General features: G+C 67.8%; 1 protein-coding gene. It reads left to right on the top strand.

What is annotated here, in order from left to right:
* Positions 1–148: 148 nt before the first annotated feature.
* The gene (gene ubiE / locus CH341_RS31525; protein WP_111423675.1) at positions 149–925 is read left to right on the top strand and encodes a bifunctional demethylmenaquinone methyltransferase/2-methoxy-6-polyprenyl-1,4-benzoquinol methylase UbiE; all 777 of its coding nucleotides are present in this window, start codon (positions 149–151) and stop codon (positions 923–925) included.
* Positions 926–1001 lie beyond the last annotated feature (76 nt).

Genomic DNA, 1001 nt, shown 5'->3' with positions numbered 1-1001 from the left:
CTCGCGGACCGGCGGTCCGCGCCCCGGGATGACGGATGACCGACGGGAACAAAACGGGACAGCGGGAACATGACCTGAGAGATAGCGCCACCGGCGAGCCCGCGCTATGGTCCGCCGCGCAAAAGCTCGAGCCAGACCAGATCATCCCATGCCGACCGATCATTCCCAAAACACTTCGCAAGACACCCATTTCGGATTCCGCACCGTTCCGCTGGCCGAGAAGCAGGCCCTGGTGGACGACGTGTTCCACACCGTGGCGCGCCGCTACGACCTGATGAACGACCTGATGTCGGCCGGCCTGCACCGGGCCTGGAAGGACGTGCTGGTGACGGCCGTCAACCCGCCGAAGAGCGACCGGCCGTTCCACCTGCTGGACGTCGCCGGCGGCACCGGCGACATCTCGTTCCGCACCGTCGAGGCGGGCGGTGCCGGCACCCGCTCCACGGTCTGCGACATCAACACCGACATGCTCGAGGTCGGCCGCGAGCGCGCCTATGCGCGCGGGCTCGACGACGTGGTCGAGTTCATCGAGGGCAACGCCGAGAGCCTGCCGTTCCCGGACAGGACTTTCGACGCCTACACGATCGCGTTCGGCATCCGCAACGTGCCGCGCATCGAGGCGGCGCTGGCCGAGGCCTACCGGGTGCTGAAGCCGGGCAGCCGGTTCCTGTGCCTCGAATTCTCGACCGTCGACATCCCGGGGCTCGACCGGATCTACGACCTCTACTCGTTCAACGTCATCCCGCGCATCGGCAGCATGGTGGCGGGCGACGCCGAGGCCTACCGCTACCTGGTCGAGTCGATCAGAAAATTCCCGAAGCCCAAGACCTTCGCCCGGATGATCGAGGCGGCCGGCTTCCGCCGCGTCGACGTCCGCATGATGAGCGGCGGCATCGTGGCGCTCCATTCCGGCTGGCGGCTGTGAGGCGCGAGAGCCTCGCGTCTTCCATCCCCTCTCCCCTCGCGGGAGAGGGTGGCGCGGTCGAGCGAAGCGAGATCGC

The organism is Rhodoplanes roseus (assembly GCF_003258865.1).
Taxonomy (GTDB): Bacteria; Pseudomonadota; Alphaproteobacteria; order Rhizobiales; family Xanthobacteraceae; genus Rhodoplanes; species Rhodoplanes roseus.
The sequence above is the reverse complement of the archived record's forward strand: the minus strand, read 5'-3'. Positions and strand labels throughout refer to the sequence as shown.

What these genes read in the sequence shown, in the direction of transcription:
- ubiE (WP_111423675.1), top strand. Translation starts at nt 149, where the DNA reads ATGCCGACCGATCATTCCCAAAACACTTCGCAAGACACCCATTTCGGA.